This is a genomic window from Halalkalicoccus jeotgali B3 (genome assembly GCF_000196895.1).
GTDB lineage: Archaea > Halobacteriota > Halobacteria > Halobacteriales > Halalkalicoccaceae > Halalkalicoccus > Halalkalicoccus jeotgali.
Window position 1 is genome coordinate 18,960 of the sequence record NC_014299.1, and the last position, 18,626, is coordinate 37,585.

An 18,626-nucleotide genomic window follows, 5' to 3' on the forward strand; every position below is an offset into this window, starting at 1 on the left:
CCAAGATTTGAGCGAACACAGTCGAATGAACAGAGAACGATGAAACGGAGAGGCATGACCGCTGGAATAGCGACGACAGTTGGCGTGGCCGTAACGGGTGCAACGACATGGGTACTCATGGGCGAGGACGGCAACAATGAGAAGGGATCTGAGTCCACTCCTAAGAGCGATCACAATACGACGGGGAATGATATCGACGAGGACGGGGAGGCACCGGAGGCCAGCAAGGAGGACGTGCAGAATCAAAGCGAACAGTCGAAGGCAGCGAACCCAGAACCGGACCCGCAGGGACCGGAGACAAACGAATCAGCGATCAACGAGAGTGCGGCGACCGAAGAACCAACGAGCGACGACGTGGCGATCTCGGGAACGGAGCTTACAACGGAAACGAACGCAGCGACAGTGACCGGAACAGCGACGAATGAGGCCGACGAGCCGCTCACGCTAGACCTTGAGGTTCAGTTCCTCCAGGAGGGCGAGCAACTCGGGAGGCCCGCACTTGGTGGGACGACAGGATTAGCGCCGGGCGACGAATGGGATTTCTCGATTACGGCGAGGGGGAGCGGGGCTGGCGAGGCCACGGATTACGAGATCGCGACGTATGTCCGAACTCAGGGCTGACCGACAGGGAAGTTCGCGGTAAGTCCGAACTGATTGTTCTTGCTCTCCCAGCGGGCGAGTCCGAACTGATTAGTCTCGGCGTGGCGTGGGAGGAGTCCCTGCGAGAACGCACTGTCCGGCGAATCATGGACGAATCGACAGCCGGCGACTTGCACGCCTTGAGCCGGCAGCCCGCCGATTGAGATCGCGGAGGTCTGCTCTCCGGCGAACGGATTCCCTCCCGCTGACAGCGAGCCACTTTCCGTACTGGCGATGTCGATTACATGGGAGAACGCGACCGTGCAGTTGAGTACCCGCATGAGACCGCCTGAGCGGTAGCGATACTCGTAGTCGTCGGGGTTAGTTGTCCCGCCGATATTCTCGGCGAGATTGTGCATATCGATGGGAAAGAGCGAGCCTGCGGGCCCGAAAAAGCAGCCTGAGAGGGTATATCCACAATCCGGATACCCCTCGCCAGCGACCATATGTCGGCAGCCGTTGAAGTAACTCCGTTCACAAACGGGATGGCCTGTGTTGACTTCAAGTCCGTAGCCGTAGCCACTGAGACCACAGTCATGGATTGAAGAGTTCTGGATTCGAGGATGGGATTGGTCCCGCTCTCGACCCCAGCTGCGGGGGCAGTTGACTGAGATCGCTTGCGTGCTCCAGCCGAAGATCTCGCAGTTGTCGATCCGAACGTTCCCCGAGGTGATACTGATCCCGCGAGAGTGGCGTTGTGAGCGATACTCCTCACGATCCGGGGCCGGTCCGCTCCCGAACGGGATGTAGCCCGGATAGAGTGGGTGCTCCCATGTCGCGCTTGTGGGACCGCGATAGCGTACGCCAGTCATGCGACTGTTCGCGCCGAGCTCGAGGACGCCGTCGACGGGACCGCCACGGTAGGCTTCTGAGGTCCCGCCCATCGTGTTACTGTAGATGAGGCCGCCGGGATGGTTGACTGATCGACTGGATGCTATCACGGCATTAGTGACGACCCGAGACCGGCCAGAGTAGTTGATAGCAGCGTCTGCGGGGATCCACACGATCGAGGGGTTCTCGTGGGTGGCCTCGTCGAGAGCAGCATCGAATTGGTCGGGTGAGCGTACGACATGAGTGGCGTCTTCGCGGGAGACGTCCGGTTGCTCGTAGGCGAAGCCCGACCCGACGCCACCGGAGCTAACGTTTCCGCTGTCTGATCCACTCGTCGAGTAGTAACACCCGGCGAGTGAGCCGGCGACGGCGAGCCCGGCGGTACCGCGAAGAAAGCCACGTCTCGAAAGGGTAGATAAATCGGTCATGAATAGAGGTGTGCTTATTTGATCGCGGCGATGATTCCAAGGGTCGCGAGTACCCACGCGCCGAAGATAGCAGTGAATGTCCCGCTGCTGGAGGCGGCAATGATGGGGCCGCGGAGACCCATCAGGATCGCCATGCTCACAACGTAGATGATCAGCCCCACAACGACAAACCGCGCGAGGTTGAACAGTCGCCGGAGCAGGCCGGGGTTGCTCTCAGTGCTCATCTGACTCCTCCCGCGGATCTGAGACGAATTTGTAGAATCCCCGTGTGACCTTCTTGAGCCAACCAGCGGACGTCAGTTGTCGGAGATAATACTCAATATTGCCCTTCTTAGTTTCTGTCACCTCTCGGAGGTGGCGTGGGGTTGCGTACCCCCATGGACTGCCCTCATCCCGTCCCTCCTTGAACACATCAAGGATCCGGTCTTCCTCTTCTGAGGGTGTGTAATTTTCATTTACCATTGCGCTTTTTGTTTGCATCCGGACTAACATATAAGATTCTTCTGCTATTGTGTTATGAGATTCACTATTGTATCGCATGTCTATTCCGACTGCTATTCAACATACGTATTTACTATTCAATACAAAGTAGTTAAGTGCTTGGGTTTAATTGATGTAATCATGGTACCACGCCAGCGAAATGACGGTGAAAATCGACTGTACGATACCATCCGCGAGAACGTCTTACCATCCTCTGAGACCCCCATTCGGTCGGCACTCGAGGAGACGTCAATAGTCCTCTCGACGACCGCCGTGGTGATGACGATGCTTGCGAGCCCTGCCGCGGCACAGACCCAAGAACTCGGAAACGCCCTCTGTGGGTCCGGCGCGGGCTGGGTCGTAACGGCGGCTGGGATCCTCGCAGCGGTGTATCTCACCGGCAAAGGGATGATCCGCGGGATTGGGGCGATCGACGACGCGGGTTCGATCGACGACAGCAAGCGCGATATGGCTCGTCAGGAGGCGAAGGGGGCAGGCGCGTCGATGTTCGGCGGCCTCGTCGGCGTCCCATTCGTCGGGGCAATGCTTGGTCAACTGCTTCCCGAGAGCTTCGGTTGCATCGGCTTCGAGCTGAACCTTCTGATCGTCACGCTCCCGTTCTAAGCCTCACGAGGGTCTGATTCGTGAGAAATTGGGTTCGGGTTGCTATTGTCGCCGTTCTCGTCCTTTCGAGTGTTGGGGCTCCAGCACTCGGCCAGCCGATCATCGGCAATGAGACGGATAATAGCACGAGTGAGACGCCGAATAGTACAGACATTAACGGCTCAGTCGGTAATAGTACCACCGGCAACGGTACGACCGCGAGCGACGGATCCGGTGGCGGCATACTCGGTGGTGGCGGGCTCATGCCGTCGGTCCCCGGTCCGGGTGATTGGCTTGAGGGGGCAATTGAATGGATTTGGGCGGATATCCAAGATGGCGTCGCGGGCTACGCTGACGAACTCAACGCCGCTTTCGTCGGGATCGCGGCGCCTGGAGAACCGACCTCGCCGAGCTCGTGGATCATGCCGACGGGCATGTGGAACGTCCCGGCGGCGTTCTACGTAGCCGCCACGTCCATGTCCGCCCCGTTGTGGGCCGCTGGCCTGATCTACATGTTCGACATCAAGAGTCGGCAGAAGCAGCGGGAGATCCTTCGGACGCTCATTTACTCCGCGTTCGCGACGCTGACCGGGATGGTCCTACTCGGCCTGTACTTCAATGGGATCAACACCATCTCGACGGCGATCGCGCCGGGTGGTAACGAGTTCGTCCAGAATGGGAGCGGGATCGTCCAGCTGGGGCTCGGTCACATCGTCGTTCTCGTCCTTATGGCGATCAACGCGGGTGTGGTGATCGTCGGCGGGCTCATCATGTACGGGATCTACATGCTCCCGCTCGTCTTGTTCGCGTTCTTCCCCTTTATCGTAGCGAGCAAGGCCGTCCCGGTCAAACCCCTGCAGTCGACGGCGAACCTTGGACTGACAGCGCTGGGTATGCTTCCGCTGCTCAGGATCATTCAGTCGCTTCTCCTGCGGCTCGCGGACATGATGATATGGGACGCAGTGGGACTTGGCACCCAGATTGCGAGCCTCCTGGGAACGGCGATCATTCTCGCGTTCGCGTTGCTCGGCCTTCCGTGGATCTTTTTTAAAAATATTGAGACGGCGTCGGGGCTCGCTCTCTCAACGATCACGGTCAAGAAGGCCAACCGTGGGGCGTCGACAGCGAACAATGCGGCCACGTCCGCCGGTTCGCGCGCAAAGAGTCGCCTCAAGTCGGCCGCTGCTCCCTACGCGACCAAGGCGCGGTCGACGGCGAACCAGACGGCAGCGAACGCGAAGCAACGAGCAGGGAGCCGGATGGGCGGGGCAATGCTAACGGCGAAGTTCGGCCGCCCCGGCTCCTCTTGTTCCAAGCGGTCTACGGGCACATCTCCGTCGTCCACATCTCAGGGTTCGGCGTCGAAGACGACCAATAGTGAGGCGAACTCCTCGAGGACGGCCCGGAATCGAGCGATCAATCGGCAGCGCAGAGATGCGGTCAAACGACGACGCAGATCGCGGAGTGATGACTAACAATGGCTGACACGAACGACATTCGAGGCGAACAGACTCGAGAGAAAGACCCGACGCAACTGTCCTTGCCGGACATCGACGCGAGCATCCCGATCGTGAGCCGGTTCACGCTCGACGATATTCTCTTCCTCGCCCCGGCGTTCGGCGTGACCGCCTTCGGTGGCGTTCTCGTCGCGCTCGGCGCACCACTAGCGGTCATGATCCCGACGACTATTATTGGCCTCGTTGCTGGGCTCGGCGGGGCTGGCGTGGTCCTGCTCACCCACGAATACACATCGCCATCAGAGCGCCTCACCGAGTGGCGGCGATACCTCGGTATGCGCCGCCAGATGCCTGTTAGCGACACCGTGGCCGAGCGGTTCGACCACCACGGTGTCCGCCGTATCTTCGACGACGGGACCGCTGAAATGGATGATGGGACACTTGTCGGCCTCGTTCGCGTCGACCCGCGGACCACGGCGAACATGACCTACGGCGAGCTCGATTCGCTCGTCGCGACCCTCTCGCGGAACATCGACCAGCGGGTCAAAGACTTCGACTTTAGCTACTACTCGACGACGCGAGACCACGATCTGGAGGAGACGATCGGCACATACAACGAGCGGGCCTACAGTGGCGTTCTCGACCGGGCGGCGGGCTACATGGGTGAGTTCATGCGCGGAGTTGTCGAGTGGTTCGAGGAGGTTGATGAGCCGGCAGAGGACCCCCGAGAGATGCATCACTACGTCACGACGTGCGTTGCTCCCGACGACGTTCACGTTCGCGATTCGGACGACGATTCGGGCTTCCAGCGTCGGAAGGCCCAGCAGCGCGAGATGTACGACCGGCTCGACACGCTCGAATCCAAGATGTTCGCGGGCGTGACAGGCGTCGCGACGGAGTGTGTGAGCGCCGAAGAACACGCGGAGGTTCTCCTCGCGTACTGGACCGGCGAGCAGCACGAGCCGGATGAACGCCTTGAGCGGAAGTTCAACCGCAGTGAGGACGGCCCGAGTGTGTGGCCCGATGCCCGGTTGTTCAAGGCCGGCGACGAGGAGAGTGGGACCGTCGACGACCTCGGAAGCGAGGCGGCCCGTGACCGACTCCAGACGGGTCTCTCTCAGGATCGCGAGGAGTTCGTCGGATCGGATATGGCACTCGCCGGGTCGCACTTCGACGCGAAGAAAAGCTACGTTGAGGTCGGCGAGCAGTACGCGGCGACCCTCTGGATCGCGGACTACCCGACGGACATCGAGAGCAACTTTCTGAAGCCGCTGTACGCGATGGACCGCGTCGACGGCGTGGATCTCGACATTACGATCGACGCGACAGCAGTCGACAAGAAGCAAGCACAAGAGGAACTCCAGGACGGCGAGGCGAACATCAACGCTAAGTCGGGCGAGCAGTCCCGGATCGAATCGCGGGGGACCCGAGAAGGTGGGAACGTCTACGAGGATGCCGGAGAGTTGCTTCGCAACACGAACGCACAAGCGTGGGACATCTCGATGTACGTCACGGTTCGTGCCGGTCCACGGGCCGCTCTCGGCCTCGCAGAGAGTGAGCATCGAGACTTCGACAGTTGGGACGCAGCGAAGATGGGCGCGCTCCAAGAGGGGATCGCCGACGTGAAAGAGATCCTCGAATCCTCGCCGGTCGAGGCGACTGTCCTTCGCCCGTCGCGGATGCAACGCGAGTTGTTCGCTTCGTGCTCGCCGAACAAGGGCAACGTGTTCAACGACGTCCTGAGCGACGATTCGGATCCCGGCATGGTCGAGAGGCGACTCTCGACGCTCCTCGGGGACGCGGGAACCAGTGGACCGAAGCAAAAGCGCGTTCTCGGTGGGTTCCTCGGTGCGGCGTTCCCGCCGTGTACGGCGACGATCAACGAGGACGGCGGGCTCAACTGGGGCCGGGACGTTGAGACGGGGCTCCCGTTCCGAACGAATCCGGCGGAGCGTGGCTCCTCGCCGCACATGATCACGCTTGGGATCACCCGGTCGGGCAAAACCTACGGTGCAAGCTCGGCAGCGAGCGCGTGGTACGCTGAGAGCGACGACCGGACGCTGATAGTCTGTGATACGCAGGGTGGCTTTACGGGGCTCACACAGATGCTCGGCGGCGAGCACATCGTGATTGAGGGCGACAAGACGATCAATCCGCTCGACGTCCAAGCCCCGCCGGAAGGGAATCAAGACATCGACGCCTACCGGATGAGTGTCGACCTCGCGACGAACTTCTTTAAGAGTATCCTCGAATCTCAGGGCGTCGACGCCTCGGAGTATCACACGATCATCGAGGACGGCATCGAGCGGACGTATCGCGACCACGGAATTTCACCGGGCAACGTCGAAAGCGACGAGAATCCAACCGTGAGCGACCTCTTGACGACGTGGGAAGACATGGGGGAGAACCCCGGTGACTACACTGTTAGTAGTGCGGACTCCGAGAGCGATGTTCGGGAAGACCGTGCGGCGGAACTCCTCGCGAAACTCTCGGGATTTTCCGAGAACGGAAAGTACCACAACTTGCTTGGCGAGACGTCGCTCGGGTTGATTGATACTGACGTGAGCATGGCCTATCTCGACCTCTCGCAGTTCAATAGCGACACCGACGCCGAGGAGTCGGCAATGATGAGTCTCGCCCAGTCGCAGGTCACGCAAAAGATCCGTCGGACGGAGGGGGAGGTCATGTTCCTCATCGACGAGGCTCACCAACTCCTCCACAATGACGCTCAGGTGTCATGGCTGCAAAAACAGTTCCGCGAGGTCGCTCGCTACGATGCGATAATGTGGCTGATGAGCCAGCACCCGTCGGAGTTCGTCTCGAGCAACTCGTCGGATAGTAACGCCGACAAGAAACAGGCGCTCCTCGATCAGACGAGCTTCAAGCAGATCTACAACATGCCGATGTCCACTACGGAGACTGAGGAGGCGATCCGGGAGATGGTCCCGAACGAGGCGATCGTCGATACGATCAAAAACGACCTCACTCCTGCTCGTGCGAACGCAGGGTATACGGAGTTCGTCTGTGGGGTCACGGACAACGATATCCCCGGCTGGCACCGGGTCCGTGCCGAGGCGTCGCCGCTTGAGGACTACGTGCTCAACTACGACGCCGACGACCACGGCGAGTTCGATCGCTACATGAGCCGGTTCCTCAACGGGAGCGCGCTCGCGCCCGTTGAACAGCAATTCCACGAGGAGGATGAACAGTCCGGCGAGCTCGAGGACGAGGACACGGCCGACGCGATCGCCGCTTCGCCCCTCACTGAAATGTACGCGAACGCGGAGGCTGACGACTGATGCCCACACATACGGTCTTTTTCGCCTCTGCCCTTGGGCACCCCTCTTAAGGGGATATTGACACCCCGTGTCGAAACCGGGCCACCCCCTCACTATGAGGCGGTGGGGTTCATCCCGCTGTGGTGGGGGAAGCGGGGCTGGTATCTTATCCCGCCAGCGCGCCGGAGGCGCGACGGCAGGGGCGGTGCGGTGGCCGGGACGGTGTAAAGGTAATATGGCTCTCTGAGTTTTCGACACAAGGAATATGCAGTCCTCATCGAATGAGTGGAATTCGGCCAGGCGAACAACCCCGACATTTCACCCAGGGGCTATGTCGAGGCAGCACTTCCCCTACTTCAGAGCGTTCAGGGAAGGGTCCTCCCGCCTGCTGCGACCGTTAGGGATCAGCTGACAGTCCGCTTCGCGAGCAGCCACCCGACCGCACCCAACGGAAGCACCATAAGCCCCGTTGTGGTCTTTTTCACGAGATATCTCGCGTTCACATTGCGGAGGGTACCTATCCCCAGGCCAAAGGTTTGACCCTAGGGCCCTTCGTCAAGGTCTTCCCTCCACAATCAAAATAAATGTCTACTGTGATAAGTATTACTGTATTTCCATTTATCCAATACGAATGCAGCTGCTGGACCGCGAGATATGCACATCCGGAAGTGAAACCCAGACCAAATTCTACTGATTCCCCTACGACTTCGAAACTTATCGGTGACTAGGTGCCGAGAAGACTCTCTATATGTGATACTGATTTCGCATCGAAAACCTCTCCGAATCGGAGAGGTTCAACATGATCGACGGGGTGTATCCGTCGTGGCAGCTATTGTGAGCCTGCCAACAAGTCAAACAATGTCAATATACTTAAAATTTGGGTAGCTGTCACTATCGAATTATGTGGTCTTGGGCTGGGGATTTTCCCCAGTCGGGAAAGCGGCGGCACTCAGTACTACGCTCCCGCTAGAAACGAGGCATCGGTGGCTACGCCTCAAAGTGTGTCCGAAGGATACACTTGGAACAAAGCGTCGCCCGCACGGCGGTGGTGACGGGCTCGACTTCGCGCCCGCACCGGTCGCACACGGTCATGTCGTTCATATCACACCCCCGACAAGGTAGGCACCCGCAATAACTCCCCCGACGAGCGCGACTGCGAGCGACAGGACGTGCCGACGGATCACCCCTCTCGAGCTTGGCGGTATGACGACTGTCCCGAGCGAGCGAGGAATCCCCGTCTCGGAACGGAGCGAAGAGACGTGAGAATACGGCGTTACTTGCTCGTGAGTGAGGGTTCTGGTAGCCAGCTGCGCCAGAGACATGGATAGTTCACATCTGTTGATCGTACTTGGAGAACCGATTTACACAGGAAATACACACAGTGATTAGCCTATAAACCCATCCAGAAATTGTCAATGATTGCGTGTAAGATATAGAGCGTGAATCACGCAAATCGGGAGGATATAGGTTAACCTCAAATTCTAAGGGACTGTGAAGGATCTCATCGCTCAATGAGGCCTGAGATTCGGAGACGGGATACGTGGTCGTTCAACGAGGGTAGAGAAATCGTCGAGAAAAAGGGTTTGAAAGAGGAGTTACCAGCAATTGCAGAGGCATATATCGACTATGGTGGGGGGAATCAGTATTTGAGTGACCGGCGTGAACTACTTGATCCGCTGGGATGGGAGCAGGAGGTCTCAGTGAAGTTTGAGACGACCACCGATTACGACGTAGTCTCTCGTCGAGCGAGTTTTGATGCCTATAATGATGGAGTTGTAGTCGAACACGAGAGCGGTGAGCAAATGCGTGTGAACTGGCATTTGATGAAAATGGAGATCGCTCATCGCGATCCCAACGTGTTCTCGATGGGTCGCACCGCTGATGCGGGTGTACTGTTGATTCCTTCGTACGTTAATTTCCCTACTCTCGGAAGAACTGAGAACGATGTTCAAGCAGTGTTAGAGCAGTATTTTGATTTCTCTATACCGCTGTTTGTCTGGGAGTACCCTACAGAGTGAGATACGCGCTGTCTATTCAGCAGACCAGCGAAAACACTATCGATAAATAGCAATATCTCTAGCGGCCAGTTCGCTTCATTCAGATCATTCTCTGACACCTTCCCTTGTGCAACAATCACCTTCGTGAGAAGGAGGATGTGTTACACAAGGTAAGACGAATCAAAAATATCAGAATCTAAGACACGATTGGTAGGCCCGCGTTCTCAGACTGGCCGGGTATACCCACGTTTTTATCGCGCTCAATGGGTAAAATACTAGGATATTGACCACAGTGCTATTACTGTGTACCACAGTAGACGAAATCGGCAGATGGCAGCGGTATGTGGGCTTGCCCACATCAGGTCTTTAACCTGCCTTTCTCTCAAATTGCCCACCAAACAGCGCAGTTCCGCCCCGCCAGCATACCCCACGGACGAAAATACATGACTGGTGATAATGACAGCGGACGGACCAAGCGGGTCACATTCTACGTCTCGGAAAACGAACAAAACGCACTCAAACGAGAAGCCCAAGAACAGGACAAATCTCTGAGTGCCTACTGCCTCCAGCTCATTCGACGCCAACGCCAACTCGATGCTGAAGAACAACTCGCCGAGGACCTCAACGTCGAACAACGCCTCGAGGAAATTACCCAGCAAGCCATTGACCGGATCAACGACTCTGTCGGGGACGTCGAAGAAACGGCCGAGGACCTCCGCGATATTCACGCCAGATCCGCGAACTACCCCCTCGTGAACTTCCGCCTGCTCATGCGCCAGCACAGCCCTCCCGAAACGTGGATCGACGACCAATTCACATGGTCACGCAACCGGCTTCGCGAACCACTCGCCGAACACGACCCCCTCGACGGCCTCATGACTGACGATAGCAGCGACGACAGTAGTGACGAAAGTGAGGACAGAGACGATGGTAAAGTGACCGACATTGACGACCTGATCTAACTATGCACGGAGACGATCGGGACACGATCTACAAGACGAATTATAGGGACGATGAAGGCACTGAGAAGCTCACGAACTACCTCCAGCATGACAATCAGAAGGTCCGCGACCGGACGGGACGAGCCATGTCCGATCGCGAGATCGAACAGTTCAACGACAAGGCTGCCGGCCGGCGAAACCGACACATCATCATTTCACCCCGAGATCACGAGGACCTCTCAGATCGCGAATTAGATCGGGCGACTCGCGAGTACATGAGCGAGATGATCGAGGACCGCCCAACCGCGGACTACGCCTACGCCGTCCACGACGACAAAGAGCACGGCAAGGACGTTCATATCGCCATGACAGCAGGCGACAAGCAGGACTTAGAGATGTACCCAGACGACATCCGACGCGAGCGAAAGCAAGCGCACGAGGCGTATCTCGAGTACGGACGCGACCGAACTCAGGAGCAAGAACAAGAGCAGGAACAGGAACAACAGAACGACCGTGGGCGCGATCTCGGAGGCGGGAGGGGCCGATAATGGTGGTCGAGACCCTTCTTCCGGTGGCCGCTGTTGGTAGCACGGCTGGGCTCGCATACGCCGCAAAGCGGAAAGTGTACCCGGCCATGCCGACGCCCGATGAAGACACATTCGTCCTCCCGATCAAGGTCACATCTGCCGACGCCGAGGATATCAACAGCTGGTTTGTCAGAGGCATGCGGATCCCCAGGCGGTCACTCCTCACACTCGGTGCCAGTGGGGCAGGGAAGAGCGAGACGCTGAAACACTTCGTCGATCAGCTCCAGAACGAGCCAAACGAGCCCGTCGTCGTCTACGATCACAAAACGGACTATCAGGAGTTCCTTGAGGAGCGAGGGGTGGACATGATCCGACTCTCATCCGGGGGTTCGACCGGGGGAGATGGGTCCGAAATCGCGTGGAATATCTTTGAGGAAATCGAGCACGAGGAGGATGCCGATGAACTCGCGCGAGCACTGTTCCCCGAGCAGAACGGGGACTTCTGGAATGCCGCTGGTCGGCAACTGTTCGCGGCGACTCTCAAGTACATCCGCCGGGAGGTGGTGGGTCCGGATAACGCCGACCTCGTTCGCTACTGGGAACGCACGGTCCCCGAGAAAATGCACGAGAAGCTGACGAGAGACGGCCACGAGGACCTCGCGGCTGCCGCAAGCGCGATTAACCCCGAGACGGAACGCCAGGCCGGCTCCGTGTTCGCGACCGCCCAGCAGCAGGTCACGGACCTCTTCGTCGGTGACTTCGCCAAGAGCGGCGAGTTCTCGATCCGCGAGTACATGCAGAACCCGGACGGCCGGGTCTTAGTACTCGACTACCCGACACGACAGTCCGGCACGATCGCGCCCGTGTTCCGCTACCTGATTGACCAGGCCATCATGCACGGGATGGACGATCCTGGTCGATCGGCGTACTACCTACTCGACGAGATCGAACACCTGGACGCGACGATCAAGCGCCTCGGTGAGCTGATCAACGTCGGTCGAGGCGTCAACTGCCAAGCGATCCTCTCGCTCCAGTCGATCGCCCAGCTCGAGGACACCTACGGAAAGGAACGAGCGCATGCGCTGCTGTCGGGCATGGTCACGGTAATTGGTCTTCGGACGGCCGACGAGGAAAGCGTGGACTTTCTCCGCGAGACAATTGGGACGTCCTTTGAGCAGTATACTCGCAACGCGGGGAGTGATCGGACGCCACGCGAAAACGAGGAGAAAGAAGAGTATCAGTTCGCGAAGGGCGACCTCCGGAACTTCGACCCTGGTGAAGCGGTGATCTGCCGGCAGGGTAGTGGATGGGTTCACGGCCAGATCCAGTTGCTCGAGGAGTGATCTAACTCCAGTCGTGGGTATCAATCCCCTCATAGTGTTTTAATCGCGTGTCGATGATGTAGGGCTCCCACTCACATTCATAGTACAGCACATCAGCGAGCTCGCCGAAATGGCTGTTATCGAGTCCAATACGATCCCCGTAGTTGTTGATGTAGTTCTCGCTTCGTAATTCATCGACGCACTCTCGCGCCTTGGGATATTCCTGGTTATCCAGTGGTGAAAGTCGTAAGAGTTCATCTACCCCGATCGGAGTCCCCCACCGGTGTTTGGCAATCATCGTAGACAGAAGGCTGCATTTCACAGTCGGCTTTCGCATGGATGTCCACCTACACATCTCTTTCACAGCCATTTAACGTTAACGGGAATTAACATAGATGGGAACAGTTAAGAACATCCATGTATACCAGTAAAGCAGAGGATGTCCAAAACACAGTATGAAGAGCCAAACGGTGATTCCAAGAAGGAACTCCGATTCAATCACCCCAGCGGATGGCTTTATCTGACGCAGCATGAAAGCGTTCCAGTGCTCATCGACGCATTGCTTGATCTCCCGCCACACCGGGAGTTCAATCAGAAAGAGTTCGCCGATCACGCGGGGGTCACGCGGCAGACCGTCGCGAACTATCTCCCACTGCTCCTTGAAGTGGAAATTATCGAGGAGGTTTCGAACACTAGCCCCACTCGATACCAGTTGGCCGATAGTGCCGTAGTCGAAGAACTCTTCGCTTTGAATGGTGCGCTCAACAATGTTGAGCCGCGATAGCTTCGGCTTCTTTTCTTGCCTTGTGCAACACTCGCCTTTGTGAGAAAGGATGATGTTGCACAAGGTTTGGGCCATTATCGAAAGCCTTCGATAAACAGACTCCGTTTCCTATGCTCGTCAGTGTGTGTAAATCACGCCGATTGAGCTCGTCGGCCCGCCGATCACGCCGCCCACCGGGACGATACTGAGGACTATCGTCATTAATCGGTTCTCAAGTGAGGCCAGAAACAGTACGTTTTGAGACCGATGTGTAAAATGGAGCGACCTCGAGACCGCTGATTGACTACCCGATCTCGATTTCTAGCATGAGAAGGACTACTCGTCTTTACGGTCGACAGGGACGCCAGTGAGCTTCCATTTCCACCGCCGAAGAATATTTGCCTCATCAAGCAGCCGCTGTCGGCGTTCCTGATACTGTGTGAGTTCACGCTGTTCCTCAACATATTCGACAAGCTCGGTATTCTCCTCGCGTTGCTCAAGGATGAGCCGCTTCTCATTGTGGATCCGTTCGTTTTCCGTTTCTAGATCCGTGATCCGTTCCTCGTAGTCACGAATTTGCTCTTCGTAGTCGCGGATCTTCTCTTCGTAGTCAGTGATCTGGCGTTCGTAGTCAGCACGTAGTCGATCATGTAGTCGGTCGTCTTCATGGCGCTCACGAATAATTTCACGAATGTACTCAGATCGTGACAATCCTCTCTCATCGGCTTCATCTGCGAGAGTATCGAGTGTACTCTCTGAGAGCCGGAGTGTAGTCGGATTCATTACCACCGTAGTCAGACCGTAGTCGCTTAGTAACTAGTCAGCCACGCGTCTGACAATTGAGGGTCTATTGTCACTGGGCGTGCTCACGTGGGGGAAGTGGTGGCTTGTAGAGATGGCCAACGACACATTCTTCGCGTCCTTTTAAGGCTACAAATGAGACTGGAAATACTGGGAGCTGGTGAGTCCACAATCGGCGCGAACACAGAACAGGATCGACTTAGCGAGTGACTATCACTTGAACTACTGACAGATACCGTGAAAATGAGCGGAAATGGACAGAGCAGCCGCTATCGAATCGGAGAACCCGGAGTGAGAAAAGTGTTACCCGAACTCCCGGAGAAAGTCGCCTAACGCCCGCACGAACGTCTTCGCCGTAATCACTGGCGGCGACCGAATCGGCTTATCGAGCGCGACCTTGATCAGATAGTCTGTGAGCCGCCACAGGTTATAGATCAGCGTCGACAGCGCGAAGTTACACAACCGAAGCCGGTAGTCCGTCGACGACGTCTTCGGCAGAAAGTCCTTGATTGACTTGTACTGGTTTTCGATGTCCCACCGCCGACTGTAGCCGTTCACCACGCTCGCAATCTCCTCCGGCTCAACGTGGTCCTGGTTCGTCACGAACACCGCATACTTCCCGTCAGCATCATCGCTCGTACTCGGCGTGTAGAGGAACTCCGCCTTGTGATGGACGTCGCCATCAATTCCGAACGGGACGTCGTGCTTGACAGCTGCGTCCGCCGTCGGATGCTTCTGAATGTCCTGAATTGCTGCCAAGTCATCCTCGTACGTCGGTACTGGAGAGAGATACGTGAGCCCACGCTCGTCGACATCTGCGTACACGCGATTGGCGTAGAACCCACGGTCGAACATCACCATGTCCAGGTCGACGAACTGCTCCGCTCGGTCGAGCAATCGACTCACCAGGTCAGCTTTCGAGTACGACGGCGAACAGTCGCGCTCCCACGTAGAGTCTTCTTTGACCGGTTCAATACCGAGGACGATTGGTGCGTGATCCCCCACTAGCGTGATCGTCGCGTACTTGTAGCCGCGTTCGTACTCGCCGTCCTTTTTGTAGCCACTCACCATCTTCGGGTAGTCCGGCTTCGCAACTCCCGCTTCTTTGTCTTCCCACGGCCAGACGTGGAACTGCTCGTGGGTGATGTCGATGGCTGCAACGGTCTCCCGTGAGTCGAAGGGATCGTCGCCACGAATTGAGTTGATGATGTTCTCCGTGGCGGCGTTGAATGCCGTCATAACCGCGTCTCGAATCTGGTCGATCTCGGGCATCGAATCATCATCCTCGAAATCCTCGAACGTGAGCTGGTCGTCCGAGTCTTCGGGTGTCGCGATTTTCTTGATTGCCCGCAGGAACGTTGAGTCGTCGCAGGTGAGGTCGTCGTCAGTGAGCCAGCCGTACTCGGCTTCCGAATGAGCACTCCCGTTGTTCGCACAAATACTCGCGAACATATCCAGCATTACCTCGTCGGAGTACGTCTTGTGGGCTGCTCGGTGCGTGTCGAATTCGGGGATAACGTGTTTGCGAGCGAGCGTCAGCGTCTTCTGGGCTTTCTCCTTCTTGTACTCGCTCGTGCTCTGTGACACCTCTTCCTCGGTTTCAGTTGGGACGGACGGCACAAGAGCTTCTGTGACGACATCATTGTCGAGCGCAACTTGCCGGACGCCAGCTACAGTCCGGTTGAGGACTTCTTGGGTGTCCTCGCTGAATTGTGCGTGCGTGTACGAGAGTTGCTGTTGGGTCGGCGTCTTCTTGAGGTCAGTAATATCGAAGTGGAAGCTCTTGACGAGGGTTGGCTTCCGACCGAGCTGTTGCGCTAATTCATTCTGTGAAATCCCGCGAATTCCTTTGAACAGGAGCGTGCGAAACATTTCGTCGGTCTCGAAGTCGACGCGGTTCTGGTCGCGGGCATCCTCGAGATCGTCAACTGGGATCGAAAGCTGGCAAATGACATCCCAGAGGTGGTCTTCACGCTCACAGAGCGTCTCCGCGTGAACGACGATTGACTGGGCGACCGCCGACGGGTCACTCGTCATTATCTCGCCTCCAAGCCGCGCTACTGCACTGGTGGCGTGACGCTAGCCAGATTGTGGAGTGATTCAGCGGTAGTGTGGTTCCGCTGGGATGGCGAATATCGGTATAGAATAGAGTAAAGTTAGAGTCAGTCATCAGCGTTGGTTGTCTGCCTGAGGCTTGTTACTGCGGATGTATGAAGGGGTATGCGTGCTGTAGTTGGAGAATTGGTTGTGGCTGAAATACGGTATAGTCCAAAAATCGGTATGGGTTATCTATTGGTTGGATTTATAGTGCGTGGTGGCGAATGCGTGGATACGATGGGATTAGACGACCTAGAGGGTTTTCTCCGGCAGAAGGGCGCACCGGAACTCGTCACGGAGATCGGGACGGGAACAGCGACGTTTAACGCACTCGTCGACGCGGTTGCGGTGAGTTCCTCGACGGTGTCTTCACGGTTATCCGAGGGTGTTGAACGTGATATTTTTACTGTAAGCCATAGGCCGACTGAGCATGGGACAGAAAAGCGGTATGAGCTGACGCTGCTTGGACGGCGGATCTATGATTGGGCAGAAAAGACGGAGTTCGAGCGGCAGGTTCGAGAACTGCGTCGGCTGCGTCACGAGCGTGATACGTCGTTCGAGCAGCTGATCGGGAAGCTCAACCGAGATATGGAGATCCGCAAGATGGTCGCGGATTCAGACCCCCTGGAAGGCAAGGATGTTGACCTACCAGAGGACGCATCGCTCGTACCGAAAGCTCCGTCAGAGGAAGAGCTTCGTGAAGCCAAATTCGAACGCATGGAAGAATCACTCGAGCCAATTGCTGACGATCAAGCCGAGGGAAGTAGTGAGTGAAGACGAACTCCTGAACGCTAAGTACAGGTGAATGAAGTAGCACTCAATAATGGAGGTGTTGCCTGCCAAGTGCATTATTTCCCAAATTCATTCAGTTGCTCCGTCTCACCGGTACAGATTGAGTCGCTGGAAAATCGAGCCAAGCAGTACCGCAACTGGAATGATTTCGAGCCGCCCGACCCACATGTTGATTATCAACATCGCCTTGGCAGTGTCGGGCATTGTCGGGCCTGTAATCCCGGAGTCTAGACCGACGTTACTCTGTGCACTCATCACGTCGAAGATAACGTACTCCAGCGGATGACCCGGTGACAGCACGCGCAAGAGCACGGCAACACCGATTATGAGGAACAAGATCCAGAGGATGAACACGACCGTCGCTTCGGTGTACTCGCGCTGAGCCTGCTCTTCGCTGAGCCGTCGGTCACCGATCTTGAGATACCGGATTGCGCTCGACGGTTCGAAGACATCTCGTATCTGCCAGGCCGTCCCCTTGAACAGCGTAACCATCCGGATGATTTTGAGCCCACTGGTCGTCGATCCAGCCGCTCCACCGGTGAGCATTCCGAGACACATGAAGAGTGTTGCACCAGTATCCCATACTCGATCGGTCCCACCGCCGATCGTCTCGGTACCGAACCCGGTATTCGAGACCGCCGAAACGAACTGGAAGACGCTCGCTCGGAACGTATGTTCGAGCGTGTCGTACTGGCCGTTCGCATACAGGATCGCCGCCAGCGCGAGTGAGCCGGCCGTGAACCAGATGAACACCCATCGTGTTTGCAGGTCAGCGTAGAAGTTCCGCAATTCACCCTTGAAGATCAGGTAGTGGATCGGGAATGCGATACTACCAGCAAACATGACGGGCACAACAGCGTACTCGATCAGCGGGCTGTCGTAGTGCCCGATTGAAGCACCGTGGACAGAGAATCCCCCGGTCGCAATCCCCGTCATGCCGTGGTTAATCGCGTCCCACAACGGCATTCCGACCAGCAAAAACAGGATGATCGACCCGATCGTGAGTCCGACGAAGATTTTCCAGATTTCCTGGACCGTCGTCACGATACTTGGGTGGATCTTCTCCGAGCGGGCTTCACTTTCGTAGAGTGTGTACGAGCCACTGCTTCCGCCACCGCGGTGGAGAATCGCTACGGTGAGAACGATCACGCCGACGCCGCCGACCCATTCGATGAACGACCGCCACCAGTGGATCGACCGCGGCAGCTTGTCTTCGACAGCGGCCATCGTCAGTCCGGTCCCGGTGAATCCACTCATACTTTCGAAGACCGCGTCCAGCGGATTGAGGAAGATGACCGTCGTGTCGTCCATCGGCGGCGTGTTCATCCAGACGGGAAACGGGTCGATCTGGATCGTCCAGGCGACGAGTAAGAACGGTAGTCCACCGAGAAAACCGATCACAGCCCATGCAGTGGCCGCGGTAACCATCGCGTCGCGTTTCTCCGGCGGGTCAGCATCCCGGTACCACCGGACGAGTCCAGTTCCGAATCCGCCCAAGGTGACCGCAGTGACAGCAAACGCAGGCGTCGCGTAGAACTCACCATTAACGACTGCCACGATGATCGAAACCGCCGACATCAGGGCAACGGCCTGTACAATGCGACCGGTGTCGTGTCCGACAGCCCTCGTATTTACGTTCAGCATGAAAGTCGTTTAGTTAATCAAATACC

17 protein-coding genes are annotated in these 18,626 nt (G+C 57.2%); 10 read left to right on the forward strand and 7 right to left on the reverse strand.

Annotated elements, in window-relative coordinates; translation table 11 throughout:
• Window positions 1-54 precede the first annotated feature (54 nt).
• Entirely contained in the window at window positions 55-621 is a 567-nt protein-coding gene (locus HACJB3_RS16495; protein WP_008413588.1) for an FxLYD domain-containing protein, read from the forward strand.
• On the opposite strand, the gene HACJB3_RS16500 is transcribed toward HACJB3_RS16495, so the two are convergent.
• From HACJB3_RS16500 to HACJB3_RS19160, 3 genes are read right to left on the reverse strand one after another with little or no spacing between them, the layout of a single operon-like run.
• Complete coding sequence (locus tag HACJB3_RS16500) at window positions 612-1,898, reverse strand: twin-arginine translocation signal domain-containing protein (protein ID WP_013199620.1); 1,287 nt, start codon at window positions 1,896-1,898, stop codon at window positions 612-614. The two genes, HACJB3_RS16495 and HACJB3_RS16500, sit on opposite strands and share 10 nt — an antisense overlap.
• 14 nt (window positions 1,899-1,912) lie before the next feature.
• On the reverse strand, window positions 1,913-2,122 hold the full coding sequence (locus tag HACJB3_RS16505) for a hypothetical protein (protein WP_008413586.1): 210 nt from the start codon (window positions 2,120-2,122) through the stop codon (window positions 1,913-1,915).
• The gene (locus HACJB3_RS19160) at window positions 2,112-2,360 is read right to left on the reverse strand and encodes a hypothetical protein (protein ID WP_049946422.1); all 249 of its coding nucleotides are present in this window, start codon (window positions 2,358-2,360) and stop codon (window positions 2,112-2,114) included. Before HACJB3_RS19160 ends, HACJB3_RS16505 begins: the two co-directional genes overlap by 11 nt.
• 159 nt (window positions 2,361-2,519) lie before the next feature.
• Here HACJB3_RS19160 and HACJB3_RS16510 point away from each other — a divergent pair, with 159 nt between their 5' ends.
• The 7 genes from HACJB3_RS16510 to HACJB3_RS16540 all read left to right on the forward strand — a co-directional run bounded on the left by HACJB3_RS16510 (window position 2,520) and on the right by HACJB3_RS16540 (window position 12,524).
• On the forward strand, window positions 2,520-3,002 hold the full coding sequence (locus HACJB3_RS16510; protein WP_008413583.1) for a hypothetical protein: 483 nt from the start codon (window positions 2,520-2,522) through the stop codon (window positions 3,000-3,002).
• Window positions 3,003-3,022: 20 nt separating this feature from the next.
• Window positions 3,023-4,456: a hypothetical protein gene (locus HACJB3_RS16515; protein WP_238532944.1), complete on the forward strand. Its 1,434-nt coding sequence runs from the start codon at window positions 3,023-3,025 to the stop codon at window positions 4,454-4,456.
• A gap of 2 nt (window positions 4,457-4,458) precedes the next feature.
• Window positions 4,459-7,737 (forward strand): VirB4 family type IV secretion system protein, encoded by a 3,279-nt coding sequence (locus HACJB3_RS16520; protein WP_008413579.1) that lies wholly within the window; start codon window positions 4,459-4,461, stop codon window positions 7,735-7,737.
• A 1,490-nt stretch (window positions 7,738-9,227) separates the two neighbouring features.
• Window positions 9,228-9,734: a hypothetical protein gene (locus HACJB3_RS16525; protein ID WP_008413578.1), complete on the forward strand. Its 507-nt coding sequence runs from the start codon at window positions 9,228-9,230 to the stop codon at window positions 9,732-9,734.
• A 422-nt stretch (window positions 9,735-10,156) separates the two neighbouring features.
• The gene (locus HACJB3_RS16530; RefSeq protein ID WP_008413576.1) at window positions 10,157-10,675 is read left to right on the forward strand and encodes a hypothetical protein; all 519 of its coding nucleotides are present in this window, start codon (window positions 10,157-10,159) and stop codon (window positions 10,673-10,675) included.
• Between the two features lie 2 nt (window positions 10,676-10,677).
• A complete protein-coding gene (locus HACJB3_RS16535; RefSeq protein WP_008413575.1) occupies window positions 10,678-11,202 on the forward strand; it encodes a relaxase/mobilization nuclease domain-containing protein in 525 nt (174 codons plus the stop codon).
• On the forward strand, window positions 11,202-12,524 hold the full coding sequence (locus HACJB3_RS16540) for a type IV secretory system conjugative DNA transfer family protein (RefSeq protein ID WP_238532945.1): 1,323 nt from the start codon (window positions 11,202-11,204) through the stop codon (window positions 12,522-12,524). Before HACJB3_RS16535 ends, HACJB3_RS16540 begins: the two co-directional genes overlap by 1 nt.
• Window position 12,525: 1 nt before the next feature.
• Here the strand turns inward: HACJB3_RS16540 and HACJB3_RS20850 are convergent, their stop codons facing one another.
• Window positions 12,526-12,873 carry a hypothetical protein gene (locus HACJB3_RS20850; protein WP_013199622.1) on the reverse strand — a complete coding sequence of 116 codons (348 nt, stop codon included), beginning with the start codon at window positions 12,871-12,873 and terminating at the stop codon, window positions 12,526-12,528.
• A gap of 69 nt (window positions 12,874-12,942) precedes the next feature.
• On the opposite strand from HACJB3_RS20850, the gene HACJB3_RS19165 reads away from it, so the two are divergent.
• Entirely contained in the window at window positions 12,943-13,287 is a 345-nt protein-coding gene (locus HACJB3_RS19165; protein WP_081461366.1) for a hypothetical protein, read from the forward strand.
• Between the two features lie 315 nt (window positions 13,288-13,602).
• Here the strand turns inward: HACJB3_RS19165 and HACJB3_RS16555 are convergent, their stop codons facing one another.
• Both HACJB3_RS16555 and HACJB3_RS16560 read right to left on the reverse strand, forming a co-directional pair.
• Window positions 13,603-14,049: a ribbon-helix-helix protein, CopG family gene (locus HACJB3_RS16555; RefSeq protein WP_008413571.1), complete on the reverse strand. Its 447-nt coding sequence runs from the start codon at window positions 14,047-14,049 to the stop codon at window positions 13,603-13,605.
• A gap of 321 nt (window positions 14,050-14,370) precedes the next feature.
• The gene (locus tag HACJB3_RS16560; RefSeq protein WP_008413630.1) at window positions 14,371-16,104 is read right to left on the reverse strand and encodes a transposase; all 1,734 of its coding nucleotides are present in this window, start codon (window positions 16,102-16,104) and stop codon (window positions 14,371-14,373) included.
• A gap of 297 nt (window positions 16,105-16,401) precedes the next feature.
• Between HACJB3_RS16560 and HACJB3_RS16565 the strand changes: the two genes are divergently transcribed.
• Window positions 16,402-16,938 (forward strand): hypothetical protein, encoded by a 537-nt coding sequence (locus HACJB3_RS16565; RefSeq protein WP_049934797.1) that lies wholly within the window; start codon window positions 16,402-16,404, stop codon window positions 16,936-16,938.
• Window positions 16,939-17,043: 105 nt separating this feature from the next.
• Here HACJB3_RS16565 and HACJB3_RS16570 read toward each other — a convergent pair whose 3' ends face one another.
• Complete coding sequence (locus HACJB3_RS16570; RefSeq protein ID WP_049934708.1) at window positions 17,044-18,600, reverse strand: TrkH family potassium uptake protein; 1,557 nt, start codon at window positions 18,598-18,600, stop codon at window positions 17,044-17,046.
• Between the last annotated feature and the right edge of the window lie 26 nt (window positions 18,601-18,626).

Excerpts from the sequence above, each read along its gene's own strand:
- HACJB3_RS16535 (WP_008413575.1), top strand. The coding sequence starts at position 10,678 with ATGCACGGAGACGATCGGGACACGATCTACAAGACGAATTATAGGGAC.
- HACJB3_RS16505 (WP_008413586.1), bottom strand. The coding sequence starts at position 2,122 with ATGAGCACTGAGAGCAACCCCGGCCTGCTCCGGCGACTGTTCAACCTC.
- HACJB3_RS16525 (WP_008413578.1), top strand. The coding sequence starts at position 9,228 with ATGAGGCCTGAGATTCGGAGACGGGATACGTGGTCGTTCAACGAGGGT.
- HACJB3_RS16495 (WP_008413588.1), top strand. The coding sequence starts at position 55 with ATGACCGCTGGAATAGCGACGACAGTTGGCGTGGCCGTAACGGGTGCA.
- HACJB3_RS16510 (WP_008413583.1), top strand. The coding sequence starts at position 2,520 with ATGGTACCACGCCAGCGAAATGACGGTGAAAATCGACTGTACGATACC.
- HACJB3_RS16540 (WP_238532945.1), top strand. The coding sequence starts at position 11,202 with ATGGTGGTCGAGACCCTTCTTCCGGTGGCCGCTGTTGGTAGCACGGCT.
- HACJB3_RS20850 (WP_013199622.1), bottom strand. The coding sequence starts at position 12,873 with ATGGCTGTGAAAGAGATGTGTAGGTGGACATCCATGCGAAAGCCGACT.
- HACJB3_RS19165 (WP_081461366.1), top strand. The coding sequence starts at position 12,943 with ATGTCCAAAACACAGTATGAAGAGCCAAACGGTGATTCCAAGAAGGAA.
- HACJB3_RS16570 (WP_049934708.1), bottom strand. The coding sequence starts at position 18,600 with ATGCTGAACGTAAATACGAGGGCTGTCGGACACGACACCGGTCGCATT.
- HACJB3_RS16565 (WP_049934797.1), top strand. The coding sequence starts at position 16,402 with ATGGGATTAGACGACCTAGAGGGTTTTCTCCGGCAGAAGGGCGCACCG.
- HACJB3_RS19160 (WP_049946422.1), bottom strand. The coding sequence starts at position 2,360 with ATGGTAAATGAAAATTACACACCCTCAGAAGAGGAAGACCGGATCCTT.
- HACJB3_RS16500 (WP_013199620.1), bottom strand. The coding sequence starts at position 1,898 with ATGACCGATTTATCTACCCTTTCGAGACGTGGCTTTCTTCGCGGTACC.
- HACJB3_RS16530 (WP_008413576.1), top strand. The coding sequence starts at position 10,157 with ATGACTGGTGATAATGACAGCGGACGGACCAAGCGGGTCACATTCTAC.
- HACJB3_RS16555 (WP_008413571.1), bottom strand. The coding sequence starts at position 14,049 with ATGAATCCGACTACACTCCGGCTCTCAGAGAGTACACTCGATACTCTC.
- HACJB3_RS16560 (WP_008413630.1), bottom strand. The coding sequence starts at position 16,104 with ATGACGAGTGACCCGTCGGCGGTCGCCCAGTCAATCGTCGTTCACGCG.
- HACJB3_RS16520 (WP_008413579.1), top strand. The coding sequence starts at position 4,459 with ATGGCTGACACGAACGACATTCGAGGCGAACAGACTCGAGAGAAAGAC.